The sequence below is a fragment of the Plesiocystis pacifica SIR-1 genome (assembly GCF_000170895.1).
Classification (GTDB): domain Bacteria; phylum Myxococcota_A; class Polyangia; order Nannocystales; family Nannocystaceae; genus Plesiocystis; species Plesiocystis pacifica.
This window is the reverse complement of the sequence record NZ_ABCS01000003.1, coordinates 47,958-64,759: the sequence shown is the minus strand read 5'-3', so window position 1 is coordinate 64,759 and position 16,802 is coordinate 47,958. Positions and strand designations below refer to the sequence as shown.

Annotated in this window: 12 protein-coding genes; 6 read left to right on the top strand and 6 right to left on the bottom strand. The window is 70.9% G+C overall.

Annotated features, from left to right (window positions below):
• The first annotated feature begins 141 nt into the window (after positions 1–141).
• Positions 142–2,223 (top strand): tRNA(Met) cytidine acetyltransferase TmcA domain-containing protein, encoded by a 2,082-nt coding sequence (locus tag PPSIR1_RS02395; protein ID WP_006969382.1) that lies wholly within the window; start codon positions 142–144, stop codon positions 2,221–2,223.
• Here the strand turns inward: PPSIR1_RS02395 and PPSIR1_RS02390 are convergent.
• The 3 genes from PPSIR1_RS02390 to PPSIR1_RS02380 form a co-directional block, all read right to left on the bottom strand.
• Entirely contained in the window at positions 2,216–3,103 is an 888-nt protein-coding gene (locus PPSIR1_RS02390) for a CHAT domain-containing protein (protein WP_157595133.1), read from the bottom strand. The two genes, PPSIR1_RS02395 and PPSIR1_RS02390, sit on opposite strands and share 8 nt — an antisense overlap.
• Before the next feature lie 233 nt (positions 3,104–3,336).
• Positions 3,337–3,900: an RNA polymerase sigma factor gene (locus PPSIR1_RS02385; protein WP_006969380.1), complete on the bottom strand. Its 564-nt coding sequence runs from the start codon at positions 3,898–3,900 to the stop codon at positions 3,337–3,339.
• Positions 3,901–3,988: 88 nt separating this feature from the next.
• Entirely contained in the window at positions 3,989–6,037 is a 2,049-nt protein-coding gene (locus tag PPSIR1_RS02380; protein WP_157595132.1) for a serine/threonine-protein kinase, read from the bottom strand.
• Positions 6,038–6,597: 560 nt separating this feature from the next.
• Here PPSIR1_RS02380 and PPSIR1_RS41630 point away from each other — a divergent pair.
• Entirely contained in the window at positions 6,598–8,265 is a 1,668-nt protein-coding gene (locus tag PPSIR1_RS41630) for a serine/threonine-protein kinase (RefSeq protein ID WP_006969378.1), read from the top strand.
• Positions 8,266–9,074: 809 nt separating this feature from the next.
• The gene (locus tag PPSIR1_RS41625; protein WP_006969377.1) at positions 9,075–11,111 is read left to right on the top strand and encodes a TonB family protein; all 2,037 of its coding nucleotides are present in this window, start codon (positions 9,075–9,077) and stop codon (positions 11,109–11,111) included.
• A gap of 9 nt (positions 11,112–11,120) precedes the next feature.
• Here the strand turns inward: PPSIR1_RS41625 and PPSIR1_RS02365 are convergent, their stop codons facing one another.
• Positions 11,121–11,534, bottom strand: coding sequence for a hypothetical protein (locus PPSIR1_RS02365; RefSeq protein WP_006969376.1), 414 nt, complete (start codon positions 11,532–11,534; stop codon positions 11,121–11,123).
• A gap of 286 nt (positions 11,535–11,820) precedes the next feature.
• Here PPSIR1_RS02365 and PPSIR1_RS02360 point away from each other — a divergent pair, with 286 nt between their 5' ends.
• Positions 11,821–13,062: an IS110 family RNA-guided transposase gene (locus PPSIR1_RS02360; RefSeq protein ID WP_006969375.1), complete on the top strand. Its 1,242-nt coding sequence runs from the start codon at positions 11,821–11,823 to the stop codon at positions 13,060–13,062.
• A gap of 10 nt (positions 13,063–13,072) precedes the next feature.
• On the opposite strand, the gene PPSIR1_RS02355 is transcribed toward PPSIR1_RS02360, so the two are convergent.
• Positions 13,073–14,305 carry an adenylate/guanylate cyclase domain-containing protein gene (locus tag PPSIR1_RS02355; RefSeq protein ID WP_006969374.1) on the bottom strand — a complete coding sequence of 411 codons (1,233 nt, stop codon included), beginning with the start codon at positions 14,303–14,305 and terminating at the stop codon, positions 13,073–13,075.
• Positions 14,274–14,906 (bottom strand): pseudouridine synthase, encoded by a 633-nt coding sequence (locus PPSIR1_RS02350; protein WP_006969373.1) that lies wholly within the window; start codon positions 14,904–14,906, stop codon positions 14,274–14,276. The genes PPSIR1_RS02355 and PPSIR1_RS02350 overlap by 32 nt, the downstream gene beginning before the upstream one ends.
• A gap of 33 nt (positions 14,907–14,939) precedes the next feature.
• On the opposite strand from PPSIR1_RS02350, the gene PPSIR1_RS02345 reads away from it, so the two are divergent.
• Together PPSIR1_RS02345 and PPSIR1_RS02340 are read left to right on the top strand one after the other, a co-directional pair.
• A complete protein-coding gene (locus tag PPSIR1_RS02345; RefSeq protein WP_006969372.1) occupies positions 14,940–15,959 on the top strand; it encodes a LysR family transcriptional regulator in 1,020 nt (339 codons plus the stop codon).
• A gap of 95 nt (positions 15,960–16,054) precedes the next feature.
• Positions 16,055–16,801: a type 1 glutamine amidotransferase domain-containing protein gene (locus tag PPSIR1_RS02340; RefSeq protein ID WP_006969371.1), complete on the top strand. Its 747-nt coding sequence runs from the start codon at positions 16,055–16,057 to the stop codon at positions 16,799–16,801.
• Position 16,802 lies beyond the last annotated feature (1 nt).

Here is a 16,802-nt window from a genome sequence, read left to right as displayed (position 1 = left end):
GCGCGATTCGCAATGCGCAGAGCACGACCTTCCGAAACCGACCCTGTCGAAACGAGCATGAACCCGGCAGTCACGGCAGCTCGAGCGGACGGCGCAGATCGAGCTCGGGCTCGGACCGCCGGGGCTGTTAGATCCCATGGGGTGACCGGCCCCGAGCTCAGCGAGCGCCACCGCCGATTGCTCGTGATCCGCGACGAGGCGGGCCTCGAGCTGGTCGCTCGGGGCATCGCGGAGAGCCTGGGCCCGCGCGAGCGCCCGGGCGAGCTCGCGTGGGTCACCGCCGAAGCCCTCCCCCCGAGCCTGGCGACTTTGCCCGGGCTGCGCAGCGTCCCCCTCCGCGAGCTGGGGCGATGGCTCGGCGGGAGCTTCGACCTCGTCGGCGTCGACGCCCGCGGCGGGCTGGCCATGGACGCCCTCGGTCAGGCCCACGGCCTCGTCCGCGGCGGCGGTGCCCTGATCCTCGACCTGCGCGAACACCCAGGCGCGCGATCGACCCGCGGGCGCCACCTCGCCGCCTTCCCCCACGGCGTCGAGGATGTCGGGGCGCGCCTCGCCGCCCACGTCGAGCGCACCCTCGGGGCCGCCGCCACCCCGCTCGAGCGCTGGCTCGCTCGCCCCCCGAGCGCGCGCCTGCCCCCCGACGCGGCGCTCACCGGGAGCGCCGAGCAGGCCGAGCTCGTCGCCCGCCTGCTCGCGCTGTGGTCGTCGCCCGAGCCGACCCGCGCGGTGCTGCTCGCCGATCGCGGCCGGGGCAAGTCGAGCGCCCTCGGCCTCGCCCTCGCCGGACGGACCGGGCAGGGTTCGCTCGCGATCACGGCCGGCTCGGAGCGAGCCGTCGTCGAGCTGCGACGCTTCGCCGGGCCGCGGGCGCCCTTCGTGCCCATGCTCGAGCTCCTCGCCGAGGACGCCCCCCGCTTCGACACGATCGTCGTCGACGAGGCCGCCCAGCTCCCCGTCCCCTTCCTGCGCCGCCTGGTCCTGCGCCACCCCGAGGCCCACCTCGCCTTTGCGACCACCACCCACGGCTACGAGGGCACGGGCCGCGGCTTCGGCCTGCGCTTTTTGAGCTGGCTCGAGGGCCGCGGGCCGGTGGCGCGCTTCGAGCTGAACGCCCCGATCCGCTGGGCCGCCGGCGACCCCGTCGAGCGGGCCGTGTTCGAGGCCTTGCTCCTCGACGCCGAGCCTGCCCGCCTCGAGGCCGCCCCCGAGCTCGCCCGCTTGCGCTTCGAGGCCGTGGACCGCGACGCCCTCGCGGCCGACCGCCCCCGCCTGCGCGAGCTCTTTGGCCTGCTCGTCCACGCCCACTACCGGACCACCCCCGGGGACCTCGAGCGCCTGCTCGACGCCCCCAACCTCGAGCTGCACGCCGGCCTGCTCGACGGCCACGTCGTCGCCGCGACCCTCGTCGCCCGCGAGGGCTCCCTGCCCCCCGAGCTGTGCGAGGCCGCGGCCCAGGGCAAGACGCGGCTGCGCGCCCACGCCCTCCCGGACACCCTCGTCGCGCACCTCGGGCGCACCGCGGCCGGCGAGCTCGACATGCGCCGCAGCGTCCGGATCGCCGTCCACCCCCGGCTGCGTCGTCGCGGCCTCGCCACGGCCCTCGTCGAGCACGTCCACCGCCACGCCCCGCCCTCCGTCGAGCTGTTCGGCACCCTGTTCGGCGCCACCCCGGGCCTGCTCGCCTTTCGCCGCAGCCTCGGCTACCGGCTCGTGCGCGTGAGCGCGTCCAGGGGCGCGCGGGCGGGGGAGCCCTCGGTGATGATGCTGCGCCCGCTGTCCGACCGCGCGCGAGCCCTCGTCGACGGGCTGCGCCGCGAGCTGGCGAGCGAGCTCGCCGTGCAGCTGCAGCTGCTCGCCGCCGACGACGGCCTCCCCCTCGAGCCCGAGCTGGTCGCCGCCCTGTCCGCGGGCCTCGACCTCCCCCTCGACGACGCCCCGCCGACTCCCGCCCAAGCTCGCCGCGCCGCCCGCGGCTACGCCCACGGGCCGCGCACCTTCGAGTCTCGCGCCACCGCGCTGCGGGCCTACCTCGCCCTGCCCGAGGTCCAGCCCCGCCTCGCCGCGCTCGAGCCCTCGCTGCGCCGGGTCGTCGAGACTCGAGCCCTCGCGCTGCGCAGCTGGAGCGACGCCCGAGCGGCCGCAGATCTCGACAGCTTGCCCGCGACCATGCGCGCGCTCCGGAGGGCCTTTCGGGCCCTGGTGTCCGCCGATGCCATCAGTTGAACGCCGCCGGCCCGCGGACGGAGCCGTCGGGGCTGAACAAGACCGGACGAATGCGGCGCCCGCCCACGGCCAGGGCCCCGTTCAAGCCATCTTCGTAGGCCGCCTCGATGCCCAGGTTGCGACCGAGGCTGCGGTAGAAGAAGCGAGAGAACTCGACGGCGGCGAGGTCCTCCACCGGCCCGTCCATCGCCACGATGTAGTCGATCCCGCGGGCGCCGCGGGCCATCGAGGCGGTGTCGCAGGCGCTCAACACCAGCACGCGGACGCGACCGCGGACGAGGTTGAAGAACGCGTCCAGGGCGATGGCTCGGGGCTCGCCCCCGCCGTCGCTCATGATCAAGCGGCGTTCGTCGAAGTGGCCGGAGAAGTGCAGCACGTCCAGGCGCTCCGACAACAGCTCGTCGTGGAGCTCGCCGAGGGTCACGCTGGGGCGAAAGTCGATCTCGAGGCTCGACCCACGGGTCGCCTCTCGGACGCCGCGCTGCTCGGCTCCGAGCGAGAGCGGGTCCCACCCCGAGGGGCCGCTCATGGCGTAGAGCACCCGACGAACGGCCGAGCTCGATCGCCGGCTCGCCCCCCTCGTCGCCGCTCCCCCGCGCCGCCCGAACATCGGACTGAGCCCGCCCACCCCGCTCTCGCCCACGGCCCGAAAGCCAGCGAGGGGCGTCGAGGCGAGGTCCAAGGGGCCCGCGAGGATTGGGACGATCTGCAGTCGCCCCTGCCGGGCGAGCCCGGCCGCGAACTCGAGCTGCGCGCGACGAGCCTTCGAGGCCACGAAGGCCGGGCTCAACAAGGGCATGTAGAGCCCCGCGGCCGACAGCATCGCCCGCGCCTTGAGGGTAGCGATCCGGCTGCCGTTGGTCTGCAAGAGTCGAGTCACGCACAGCTGATGCGCGCGCTGGAGGGGTGCGAGGCGCTGACGAACGCGCTGGTAGAGCTGCACATCGTCGTTGCAGTAGGCAATGTTGACGACGGGAGGAGGGGAGATGAGTCGGTGAATGGGATGAGCGTCGGGTCGAGCAGGCATGACGAGGGGGGCTCGGGTCGCACGCGGGCGCGGCCGAGTTCGGGGAGTCGAGATTGGCAGGAGGAACTATCGGGATTGAATCGGGCTCACTCGCGCCGGTAGGCGTGGACGACGGCGGCCTCGTCTGCGCGCATGCTCCTGAATTCGGCCTCGTTGAGCGTCGCCTGGAGCGAGGCGCGAGCCCGGTTGATCATCCGCTTGACCGTCGCCAAGCTGACGCCCACCGCCTCGGCGACCTCCGCCAGGCCGAGCTCCTCACCGAAGCGAAGCTCGAACACGATCTGCTCATCCACGGGCAGGCGCTGGAGCGCGGCGGTCAGCCGGCGGCTCTGGTCCAGCTGGGTGCTGATGCCCCGCGCGTCCCCGAACACCTCCGCGATGCTCACCCGCGAGGACTCGAACACCTCGGTGGGTCGCTTGCGCTTGTAGTAGTCGATCAGCTTGTTGCGGGCGATGGTCCACAGGTAGGCCTCCGGCCGAGCGATGCGCTGAGGGTCGGTGCGCACGAAGGCCAGGAGCGTGTCCTGGGTGAGGTCGTAGCAGTCGGGCTCGGCGACCTTGGCCCGGAAGAAGCGCTTGAGCTTGGGCCAGTTGGTGCGCGAGATGGTGGCGAGGTGCTGTGCTGTATGCGGCATGGAATCGGCCTTCATGAGCTACGACTGTCGACCTGGGGTAAATGGCTCACGCTGGAGAAACTTTTTTGGCAGAGCGTTGTCGCGGGTCACGAACGGCGTTTAGTCAGCGCTTGTAGCCGATGACGACCCCAGGCTCCGCTCCCCCCGTACTCCCGCGGACAAAGTCCCAGCCCATGAGCGCCCACTTCAGCGCGTCCGGCTGGGCCGCGTCGTGCACCAACAAGTGGCCGTTGGAATTGATCTCGGCGACGACCGGGTGAAGCCGGGTACCGCTGCTCGCAACCCCGGCGAGCGAGCAAGGACCGGCGCCCCTCGACTCAGGCTCATACAGCGTGAGCGACCAGCTCCGCGTCGAGCCGTCCTCGCCCCGGACGTGCATGCGCCAAACGCCCTGCTGGAGCCCGCGCAGCTCCGCGCACCTGCTCCAGTCGCTCTCCAGCCGCAACGGCTCCCAGTCCCCACCGAACAACCACTTCCCCGTCGAATGGGGCTCGATGAAGTCCTCGCTCGGGGGTCCACAATCCACGATCTCGACATCGTCGGTACGGCACTGTGTTCGCTGGCACTCGACCGTCGCCTGGCTGCCACCGCACAAGACCGAGCACTGCGACGGGCAAGGTACATCCACCAGGCCCTCGACCGCGGGCAAGGGACGGTTGCTGCGGGCGCCGAAGGCTGGCCCAATTCTCAAGGGCCGCGAGCGGCCCCCGGTGTTGATGAAGCGCCGATAGTCGCCCACCAAGGCCCCATCACGCAGCATCAGGCTAAAGACGATCGGGAAGCTGTCCTTGCGATCTTGGAGTATCCAGCGACCTTCGAACTCGACCTCGCCCGCGAACACCTGCGCCTCGATCTTCGTCGTGCCCGTCGGCGGATCGTCGTAGTCCCGGTTCTCGGACCCCACCTTGGTCAGCCGCGCCTCGAAGACGCACCCCGACTCCGGCGGCCCCACCTCGAGCTCGTAGATTCCTTGGACGTTCCGGTTTTGGTAGCGAATGTCCCACAGGTCGAGGCCGCGCAGCTGCCAGCTCCCCCGGAGCCCTGCGACCAGAGCCTCGTCGCACACGCCCACCCTCTCGGGGAGCGAGGGCGCTCGCTCGGCGGCGACCTCTGCCGTGTCCGGCGCATCGTCGCGCTCTCGCCAAGAGCGCAGCCCCATCCACGCGAAGCTCAACACCACCGCGGCCGCGGCCGCGCCCAGGCCAAGCGCCACCATCCACAACCGCGAGTCCTTCGCGCGCGCCTCGTCGTCGAGGGTCGTCCAGCGCCACTGATCGCCCCACTGCGAGGGCAGCTCGGCCAAGAGCGCGTCGAAGTTCGAGTAGCGGTGGGCCGGATCGAAGGCGAGCGCGCGCGCGAGCACGCGACCCAGAGCGCCGGGGAAGCGGCTCGCGTCGACGTAGACCAGCCCGGCCTCGGTCCTCGGCGGCGGCGTCCCCAACAGGGCCTCGTAGAGCGCGACCCCAAAGCTGAACTGGTCGCTGGCGGCGCTCGCGTGGCCCACACGGGCCTCGGGCGCCATGTACTCCCGCGTCCCGACGATCTCCGGCGCCCGCCAGTGGACGAGGGTCCCCGGGCCTCGATCGCGCGGCCGCCCGTGCAGCGCCGGCTGGTTGCTCGCCAGGCCAAAGTCCACGACCCGAGCCTGGCCGTGCTCGTCGAGCATGACGTTCTCGGGCTTGAAGTCTCGGTGCACGATCCCAGCGGCGTGGGCGTGGCTCAAGCCCCGCCCGATCTGAGCGAACACGGCCAGGACCTCGCTGCGAGACAGCGCCCCTCTCCCGAGGGTTCGGCGCAGGCTCTCACCGCGCACGAATTCCATGGTCATGAAGAAGCAAGCGACGATGACCGGCGCGGAGCCTGGGAGCGCGCCGATGTCCTCGGGCTCGAAGGTCAGCGAGCCATCCCCAAAATCGTAGACCTTGACGATGTTCGGGTGCTCGAGCCGGGCGAGGGCCTGGGCCTCGTTGGCGACCTCGTTGGCTCGGCTGCCCGACTGCGCGCCAGGATAGAGCTTGAGCGCGACCTCTCTACGCAAGTGCAGATCGTTCGCCAGGCACACCAGCCCGCGAGCGCCCCGACCGAGCAAGCGAAGCACCTGGTAGCGGCCGCCGACGACCACGGGCTTGGCCAGGCCGAGCTTCTCCAGCATCAGCTTGGATCCCACGATGTTCTCGATGTCGACGAGACCGAGATCCGAGACGACGACGCCGTCGCCTCTGCCAGGATGCTGTCGAACGCTCACTACCCAGTCATTGTCGGGGGAGTTGGTCGCCCGTGACTACTGGCTGTTTGTCGCGTTCTGGTCGCTTCGAGTCGGTAAAAAGGGCAAGTTCGCCCATCCAGCACGCCTCGACTCGCCGCGGGGAACCCTCGGTGATGATGCTGCGCCCGCGCACCGATCGAGCGCGGACCCTCGTCGACGCGCTGCGCCGCGAGCTGGCGAGCGAGCTCCCCGTGCGGTTGCGAGGGCGACGCACGAGCGGCCGCAGATCTCGACGCCTGCCGCGACCATGCGCGCGCTCCGGAGGGCCTTTCGGATCTTGGTGTCCGCCGATGCCACCGCCGACTCGCCATCGTCCCCATGAGCTGACAGGGGCGTGAGCCCCATCTTGAACACTTCACCGAGCGGACGACCGAGGGGTCGCTCGCGTGGTGTGGGAACACGGAAAGGCCCCCGCGACGCCGAGGCCCTTCCGCTAGACTCCCACCGTGGGTGAGACCCGCGGCCGAGGCGAGGGTGAGCCCCTCGCGCCCCAGGACATGACCCAGACCTTGGGCGAAGAGGCCCGCGCGAGCGCGTCCCACCGAGACCTGGAGCTCAACCTCGAGCGGCAGATCGGGCGCCGCTTCGGTCGCTTCGAGCTCCTCGAGGTCATCGGCGCAGGGGGCATGGGGGCCGTGGTCGCGGCCCACGACGAGCAGCTCGATCGCACGGTCGCGCTGAAGTTCCTGACCCGCGCGCGCCAGGGAGAGGTCGCGCGCCAGCGCCTGCTCCGAGAGGCCCGCTCCCTCGCGCGCCTGTCCCACCCCAACGTCGTCTCGATCTACGACGTCGGCGAAACCGCGGGCTTCCCCTACCTGGCCATGGAGCTCGTCGAGGGCGATACCCTGCGGGCCTGGCTCGAGCCAGAAGGACCGGCTGGAGCCGAGCGCAGCCGACTCGAGATCCTGGCCATGTTCCTCGCCGTGGGTCGCGGGCTCGAGGCCGCCCACGCCGACGGCATCGTTCACCGCGACTTCAAGCCTGACAACGTCCTCGTCGGGGTCGACGGGCGCCCGCGCGTGGTCGACTTCGGCCTCGCGCGCCTCACCGACAAGCTCGACGAAGACGAGCTCGGCGAGGGCGAGGACGAGGACGCTCCCTCGCTGTCGGCGACGATGTTCCCTCCGCCGGCCAGCGACTCCCTGACCCGCACGGGGGCGCTGATCGGGACCCCGAGCTACATGGCCCCGGAGCAGTGGTCGAGCCTGCCCACGGACGCGCGCACGGATCAGTTCGCCTTTTGCGTGGCCTTGTTCCGGGCGCTCTACGGGCGCCCCCCCTTCGAAGCCGAGACCATGCCCGCGCTGATGGCCGAGGTCCTCGAGTCCGAGCCCGCCGCCATCCCCAAGACCCAGCGCGTGCCGGCGACCCTCCACGCCGCCCTCCTGCGCGGCCTGGCCAAGGATCCCGACGCGCGCTGGCCCAGCAAGGGGCCGCTGCTCGACTGCCTGGAGCACTCCCTCGCCGCCGTCCAGCCGGGGCTGTTCGCGGGCCGCCCCCAGAAGCTCCTGGTCCTGCTCTTGCCGCTGTTTTGGACCCTACCCATCACCTGGTTCGTGCTCGAGCGCCTCGGCCTCGTGGCCTACCGCGAGTCGTACTGGGCGCTGGTCTCGGGGCTGCAGATCCTGACCATGATGGGCGGCGCCCTGGCGCTGCGCGGCCTGATCATCGAGCACGTCGGCGAGCCGCGCATCATCGGCATGCCGGTGCTGATCGCGACCTTCGTCCTCGGCCATCGAGCGATCGCCCTGGTCAGCGGGACCTCCCTCGAGATCATGTTCGCCTACGACTTCCTCGCCATCGCCGGCGTCGGGGCGATCGTCTCCTATCTCGTCGACAGGCGGCTGTGGCCCGTGGCGCTGTTCAACCTGTTCATGGCCGCGCTCGCCACCTCGGCGCCGGCTTGGGCCCCGCACATGTGGGTCGCGTTCAGCGTGTGCATGCCCCTGATCGCCGCGCTGAGCCTGACCCGAGTGACCGACCGACTCCGCGGAGACGCGACCTTGACCCGGACCGCGAGCAGCTCCCACTCCGACGGCCCCGGGAGCCGCGGCTCCGTGCGCCAAAGGGGGCGCCCCTCCGCGTCGATCCGCTCCCGCGGGAGCCAGAGCTAGCGGGCTCTCGACAAACGGACTCGGCGCACACCGACCGCGCCGGTGTGCGCCAACCTTGTCCTGCGCGCTCGCATCGCGCCCTGTCTCCCCTCGACCCCTGGGCCCCCTGCGTGCCCCCCGGTCCCGCGCCAGCTCACCGTGGCCTCGTCGCCACCCTCACCCGAGCCCTGCGTGGGCCATCCGTAGCCCGCCCTGCCCTTCACTTGGCGATCGTTCTCGAGCCTCCTTCACCGCAGCCTCCGCGCTGCCGACCTCGCTCCCTTCGACGACCACGCCCGGAAGAGTTGCGAGAGCCGTGCCAACGCGAGGCGCGAACGGGGGGCTCCGCCGGCCCCCCGCTCGTGCTCCCCCAATCATGGCTGTCCCACCTGCGATCGCGCGCAGCTTGTAGCTCCAAGGGACACCCCGGCCACAACAGGGCATCGGGCCAACGCCTCGCTCACCCCTTCGCAACGACGCTCTGCGTCGAGGTGGGTCGGCCTGCCCCGTCGACGGCGCTTGCCAACGCGCGCGCGCAAAATTCACAACCCCCACCGCGAGCGCGCTCGCGCGGTGGGTGGACGCGTGCTTCGATTGACTGACCGCCATCCCAGAGGCGTCGCGTTTTGACCCCGGGCCGACCCGAGCCACACCCCAATTCGATCGATCGGGAAATACGCGCACTCTCCAAGGTGGTGTGAATTGGTCACTCGGTCAGGCGAGCGCGGACTACCGTCGCCCACACCCGCCCACGACCCTCGCCCAACACAGCATCGGCCCGCCTTCAGTCCGCGCACCGGGCCCCTGCCCCTGCGCGTTATGCTCACTTCGTGCGCACACGGTCCGCCCTCCCCCTCACCCTCGCCGGCCTCCTGGGCCTCGCGCTCTACCCCGCGACGGGCCACGCCTTTTGTGGCTTTTACGTCGCGGGCGCGGACGCCTCTGTATTCAATGACGCGACCGTTGTCGTGCTCATGCGCGACGGTGAACGCACGGTCTTGTCGATGCAAAACGACTATCGAGGTCCGCCCGAGGCCTTCGCCATGGTCGTCCCCGTCCCCGTCGTGCTCGGCGAGGACGACGTGAAGGTGCTCCGGCCCGAGCTCTTCGAGCGCGTCGAGACCCTGTCCTCGCCCCGCCTCGTCGAGTACTGGGAGCGAGACCCGTGCGCCGTCGGGCCCGGGCAGGCGGGCATCCTCGGCCTCGTCGGCGCCGGCTCGGGGGGCGGGGGCTACGGCGCGGGCTTGGGCGGCCTGGGCAAGCGCACGGTCACCGTCGAGGCCGAGTTCGCCGTGGGCGAGTACGAGGTCGTCATCCTCTCGGCGACGGAGTCGAGCGGCCTCGACACCTGGCTGCGCGAAGAGGGCTACGCCATCCCGGCCGGCGCCGAGCCCCTGCTGCGCCCCTACGTCGAGCAGGGCTCCAAGTTCTTCGTCGCCAAGGTCGACCCGAGCAAGGTCCGCTTCGACGCCCAGGGGCGCACCACCCTCTCGCCCCTGCGCATCCACTACGACAGCCAGGACTTCGCCCTGCCCGTGCGCCTGGGGCTGATCAACGCGCCCGCCAGCGCGGGCCAAGGCGGCGGCGAGCAGGACCTGCTCGTCCACATCCTCGCCCCCGGCACCCGCTACGAGCTCGCCAACTACCCCAACGCCTTCATCCCCACCAACCTCGACGTCGACGTCAGCGCCAAGCAGCACTTCGGCGAGTTCTACGTGTCCTTGTTCGACCACACCCTCGAGCAAAACCCCGGCGCCGTGGTCACCGAGTACGCCTGGGGCTCGAACACCTGCGACCCCTGCCCCGGGCCCGCGGCGCCCATGACCAACAAGGAGCTGCTCGAGCTCGGCGGCGACGTGCTGCCCAACTGGAGCGGGCGGCTGCGCGGCGGCGGCGTGGGCTCGCGGGTGCGCATCGACATGGCCGAGTTCGCGGTCGCTGAGGGCCTCGACCGCGACATCGCCCGCCGCATCGTCCGCGCGCACACCAACGAGCTGCGCAGCTGCCACAGCCAGGCCATGAGCCGCTCGCCCAAGATCGAAGGGCGGATCGAGCTCGACTTCACCATCGGCGCGACGGGCAGGAGCGCCGACGTGGAGGTCGCCAATAGCAGCGTCGACGATCCCCTCCTCGACCAGTGCGTGGTCGAGGCCGTCGAGCGCTGGAAGTTCCCCAAGCCCAAACGGGACGCGGGCATCATCGCCGTACACATGCCGCTGGTCATCACCGAGGGCGGGCCGGCCCAGAGCTTTGGCCCCACCGCGAGCGCGAACTTCGTGCTGACCCGCCTGCACGCGCGCTACGACCAGAGCAGCCTCGGTGAAGACCTGGTGTTTCAGGCGGCCAAGCCCGTGGTCGGCGGGCGGGAGCTCCGAAACGAAGACGGCGAGCTCGAGCAGGGAGCCGCGCCCGTCGACTTTGGCCGGGACGCTTTCCAGGCGCGCTACGCCGTCCGCCACCCGTGGGCCGGCGACATCGACTGCGACCTGCCCATGCGCGGCGTGTGGGGCGGGCCGCCGGCCGAGCCCGGGGAGGAGGTCGGCCCCTGGGGCACCGAGCCCGCCGCCCCCCAGGTCGCCCGTCAGCTCGCGTCGACCAAGCGCGGGCTCGGCCTGAGCAGCTTCGTCACGGCTTCGACGGGGACCATGCTCGGCATCGAGGCGAGTCCGCCGGAGCCCGAGCCCACGGCGGAGCCCGAGACACCCGCTCCCGCGGTGAGCGAGGCCGAGCCCGCCGAGCCCGCCGAGACGCCCGAAACCTCGGGCTGCGCCTGCGCCCTCGAGCCCGAGGCCGGCGAGACGCCGCGCTCCTGGCTGCTCACCGCGCTCTTGGGCCTGGGCCTGATCCGCCTGCGTCGACCCGGCTGAAGTACCGACTCACACCGGTCGGCGCCCCGCGTGGGAGCTGACCACTTCGATCGAGAAGCCCTCGGGCGCGAGCGCGACGAAGTGGGCGTGGATCCTGCCGTGGACGATCGCGCTGGCTTCGAAGCCCGCGTCGAGGAAGCGGGCGCGGGCGGCTCCGAGCTCGTCGTACATGAGGTCGAAGCTCGCCGGCTGGTCCTCGGCCAGCGCGTCCTCCCGCTCGCGGACGACGACGTGCGTGCCGCCGCGCAGCTCGAAGATCGCGAAGTCGGCGCGCGCGAGGATGCGGCGCAGACCGACGGCCTCGAGGCGCCTGGCGGCCGCCGCGACGCCGTGGACGCGGAGGAAGGCGTGGCCGAGGGCGGCGGCGGGGCGCAGGTCCTTGGTCGGTGCCGGGGTGGGGACGGTCGCGGAAGTCATGGCCATCGCGGGCTCATACATCGCTGCGCGCGGCGGCGTCACCACTCGGAGCCCCTCGCTCCCCAGAGAGTCGGCATCACCGCGCGCGTCACGTGGGGGACGAAACCGGGTACGCTCGGGCATCGTCAACGAAGGGCACCCAACCCTTGGTGCGTGACAGTTCGACTGAGAGTCTGCCCTGGACCTCCCTGCGCACACATGAATGCTGCCCCTGCGAAGCGCACCTCGCAGGTGAGCGCGATCGGTAGAGTTCACTTTTCGGGAGGTTCACGACGATAGCAAAGGAGCACTCATGGACCCCCTTCACAAAAATTGCGCAGGTCTCGATGTTCACAAGCGGAACATCGTCGCATGCGTTCGGACCCAACGAGGAGCGAAGGTCAGCAACGAGGTCAAGACCTTCGGGACCAACACGGATGACCTCGTCGACCTGTTTGACTGGCTCGCATCACTCGAAGTCGAAGAGGTCGTGATGGAGTCGACCGGCGTCTACTGGAAGCCGGTCTGGAAGGTCTTGGAGTGCGGGTTCAAGCTTCACCTCGCCAACGCGCACGAGGTCAAGAACGTCCCTGGGCGCAAGACGGACGTCAAGGATGCGCAGTGGTTAGCCGAGTTGATGGCGCATGGCTTGCTTCGGCCAAGCTATGTACCTGACCTCGATCAACAAGAGCTCCGCGAGCTGACTCGGACAGCTCGCATGCTGGCGCGCGAGCGAGCACGCTACAAGCAACGGATCCAAAAGCACCTCGAGGCCTGCAACATCAAGCTCGGGAACGTGATCTCGAACGTGATGGGCAAATCTGGGCGACGGATCATCGAGGCACTGGCCGACGGGAAGATCATCGACCCGGCTGAGCTCGCAGACCTGTCCGAAGGGTCGATCTACGCCAACAAGTGGCTGGCGCTCGCCAAGTCGCTCAAGGGCACGTTACGCCCGCATGACCGGTTCATGTTGGCGTCCGAGCTGCGGATGTACGACGCGATGCAAAAGGAACTCGACCAGATCCGGGCTCGAATCGAAGAGGTCCTTCCGCGCCCTTTTGACGAAGCAGTCGAGTGGCTGGTTGCGATCCCTGGCTTCAGTCGGGAGACCGCGACCGAAGTGCTCGCGCAGATCGGAACGGACATGAGTCATTTCCCGAGCGCGGATCATCTGGTCTCGTGGGCCTGTCTTTGTCCGAAGGCAGACTCGACCGCCGGAAAGGCCCGAAGTACGAGGACCCGGAAGGGCTCGAGCTGGCTCAAGCCGATACTCATCCAGACGGCCTGGTCGGCGGTGAGGACGAAGAACAGCAGGCTGTGCCGCTACTTCAACGGCATCAAGCGTCGGCGCGGGCCGAAGAAGGCGATCGTGGCAACGGCGGCCAAGCTCTTGCGCATCATCTACGCGCTCCTGCGCGATGGCGTGATCTACGAAGAACGCGTGGCGAGCGAAGACATCAAGGAGCAAGAGCGTCGGCAGCGGCGACAGCTTCTGCGACTACACCGTCAAGCCAAGGCGCTCGGCTATAGCTTGAGTCCTGCGGTCATTTGACGAGCGCTCCTCACGCCCGACCGCTGACTTTCTGCGAGAGACTGGTTTCTCGGTAGGGATGGCGCCCCAGGCTGACCAGCGCCTCCTCCCCGCAGCGCGCCGCGGCGACGGCTTTGCCCCCCGCCAGCGCCCGCGCGAAGGTCTCGGTCACGATCAAGCGCCGGCCGAGGACCTTGCACAGCGACTCGACGCGGGTGACCTCGTTGACGGCGCGGCCGATGACGGTGAAGTCGAGGCGCCCGGTGGCGCCGATGTTGCCGTAGGTGACGGTGCCGACGTGCAGGGCCACGCCGAAGTTGAGCGCGGCGCGGCCCTGCTCGGCCCGCTCGGCGTTGAGCTTCGCCAGGGCATCGAAGGCGTCCCGGACCGCGAGCAAGGACGCGCGGCACGGGGGCATCGAGGCCGCCGAGAGCTCGCCAGGGGGCGGCGCGACGAAGATGCCGAGGACCGCGTCGCCGATGAACTTGAGCACCTCACCGCCGTGGGCGGCGATGGGGTCGGCGACGCACTCGAAGTAGCGATCGAGGGTCGGCAGGACCTCGGCCATGCTCGTGCCGTCGACCATGGTGGTGAACCCGCGCAGGTCACAGCTCCAGATCACCGCGTCGATGGGCTCGCCCTCGCCCCGGCGAAAGGCCCCGGCGAGCACGCGCTGGGCGGCGTTGGGGCCCAGGTAGGTCCGCAGCAAGCTGGCCGTGACCGAGCGCTGCGAGGCCAGCTCGACGCGCAGGGACAGGGCCGGGACGAGGGCGCGGAGCAAGGACATGTGGCGATCGAAGCCCCGGCGCGTGCGCGAGGCCAGGGACATGAAGCTCGCGTGCTCGCCGGGCAGCAGCAGCGCGACGTAGTCGAGCATCCCCTGCTCGGCCAGCTCCGCGGTCACGGGGAAGCGGCCGGCGTCCTCGACGTCGCCCAGGTCGACGCGGATCTCCTCGCTCCCGGCGTAGAGCTGGGCCACCGGGCTGGCCTGGTAGCGCGCGTGGTCGAGCATCGAGTTGGTCCGCACCTTGCGGACGAGGCCCTCGCCCGCGGTCCACACGAAGTTGTCGACGAAGACCTCCGGGTGCAGCGTCCGGACGCTCGCGCTGAAGCGATCCAGCTCGATGCCTGCGGCGCGCAGGGCCTCGATGAGACCCAGGAACAAGGCGGCGCCGTCGAGCTCGCGGGTGGCGGGGTCGAGGAGCCAGGCGACGAGCTGGGCAGTCCGCGGGTCAGCGACGACGTCGGCGTTGGCCTCGACCACGGCGCCCTCCCTTCTGCTCGCGGCCCTGACCCTCACTCCGGCCCTCGCGCAGCATGGAGTCGGGCGCGGTGATCACCCGCAGCTCCCCCGGGGCCAGGCCCTCGAGGTCCCAGGGGCCCACAGACCAGCGCACGAGCCTCAGCGTCGGGAAGCCCACGGCGGCGGTCATGCGCCGGACCTGACGGTTGCGGCCCTCGCTGAGCGAGAGCTCGATCCACGCGGTCGGGATGGACTTGCGCTCGCGGATCGGCGGGTCCCGGGGCCACAGCGGCGGCGCGTCCAGGCGCCGAGCCCCGGCCGGTCGCGTCCAGCCGTCCTTGAGCTCGACCCCCTCGCGCAGCGCGTCGAGGGCCGCGTTTGTGGGCGTGCCCTCGACCTGCGCCCAGTAGCGCTTGACCGAGGCGTGGCGCGGCGAGGCGATGCGGTGTTGCAGCGCGCCGTCGTCGGTCAGCACGAGCAGGCCCTCGGAGTCCTTGTCGAGGCGCCCGGCCGCGTAGACCCCGGGCTGGTCGATGAACTCCGCGAGGGTCCGCTGACCGTCCTGCGCGGTGAACTGGCTGAGGACCCCGCAGGGTTTGTTGAACAACACGACCTTGGCCACGGCTCACCGGAGTGTAGCTACAATGGCGCCCCCGTGAGCACCCCCCTCGACGCATCCGACCTCGCCGCGCTCGCGGCCCTCGACGCGCTGCTGCAAACGAGCAGCGTGACCGGGGCGGCGCGCCGCCTGGGGCTGTCCACGCCCGCGGTCAGCCACGCCCTCGCCCGTTTGCGCGAGCGCTTTGGCGACCCCCTGCTGGTCCGCGCCGGCCGGGGCATGGTGCTGACCCCGCGCGCCGAGCAGCTGCGCCCGCGGGTCCGCGACGCGCTGAGCCTGGCGACGCTGGTGTTCGAAGATCCCGGCGCCTTCGAGCCGGCCTCGATGGAGCGCAGCTTCACCCTGAGCATGACCGACTACGTGCTGCGGGTGTTCGGCGGGCCCTTCGAGGCCCGGGTCCGCGCGGCCGCGCCGGGCGTCGACCTGCGCGTGATCGTCAACGCGGTCGACGACGCCGAGCGCCTGCGCGCCGGCGACACGGACCTGGTCGTCGGCATCTACGGCGCCCTGCCCCCGGAGCTGCGCACCCGCGCGATCATCAGCGAGCGCCTGGTGTGCGTGGTCCGTGAAGCTCACCCCGTGCTCGCGCCGACCAAGCGGCGCCTGACCCTGCGCCAGTTCGTGACCCTCGAGCACGTGCAGATCGCCCCGCGCGGCCAGCCCGGGGGCTACGTCGACGACCGCCTCGCCGAGCTCGGCCACGCCCGCCGCGTCGCCCGGGCCGTGCCCTTTTTCCAGCTCGCCCTCGAGATGACCGCCAGCTCCGACTACCTGCTGACCGTGTCCGAGCGCATCGCCAGGCAGCTCGGCCCCGAGCTCGGCCTGCGCGTGCTCGAGCCCCCCAGCGAGCTCGGCCTCGAGCCCTACGCCCTGAGCATGGTCTGGCACCCGCGCTTCGACGCCGACGCGGGGCACCGCTGGCTGCGGGAGCAGCTCGTCGAGAGCACCCAGGCCCTCGACGGCCTGAGCCACGCCCGGCCGCGGCGGCGCCTCGACGCGAGCGATCCGACGGCCGGCGAGGCGAGCGGCCGACGGCGCCGCAAGGCCAAGAACTAGATGTTTCGTTTTGTGCAATACATCTTTCAATGATGTTCGATTGATGCACAGTCCTCGCCGGCCCACAGTGGTCCTGCACCGCACGGGAGCCAGCCATGACCGCCAACATCAACCGCACCAACACCCAGACCCCCAAGCGCGTCCTCATGGTCGCCGCCAACCCCTCGACCTCGACGGTGACCCAGTGGCCCGTCGGCTTTTGGTGGGCCGAGCTCACCCACCCCTACTGGGCCTTCGTCGAGGCCGGCTACGAGGTCGAGATCCGCAGCCCCGAGGGCGGGGCGCTGGCGGCCGACGGCTTCAGCGACCCCGAGGACGACAGCGGCTACTCGGCCGACGACATCCTCAGCCTCGGCTTCAAGCGCTCGGCCAAGCACCGCGGGCTCATCGAGGACACCAAGAGCATCGCCGACGTCAACCCGGCGCACTACGACGCGGTGTTCTTCGTCGGCGGCCAGTCGCCGATGTTCACCTTCCGCGGCAACGCGGCGGTCCAGCGCCTGGTCGCGGCCTTCTACGAAGCGGGCAAGGTCACCGCGCTGGTCTGCCACGCCACCTGCGCCCTGCTCGAGACCACGCTCAGCGACGGCACGCCGCTCGTCGCGGGCAAGACCTGGACCGGCTTCGCCAACGCCGAGGAGCAGTTCGCCGACAGCTTCGTCGGCCAGCGCATCCAGCCCTTTTGGATCGAGGACGAGGCCCGGGCCCTCGAGGGCACCAACTTCGTCGTCGACCAGGCCTTCCGCGAGTACGCCGTGCGCGACGGCCTGCTCGTGACCGGCCAGCAACAGTTCTCCGGCGCCGCCGCGGCGCGCCTGGTCATCGAGGCCATCGGGCGCTAGC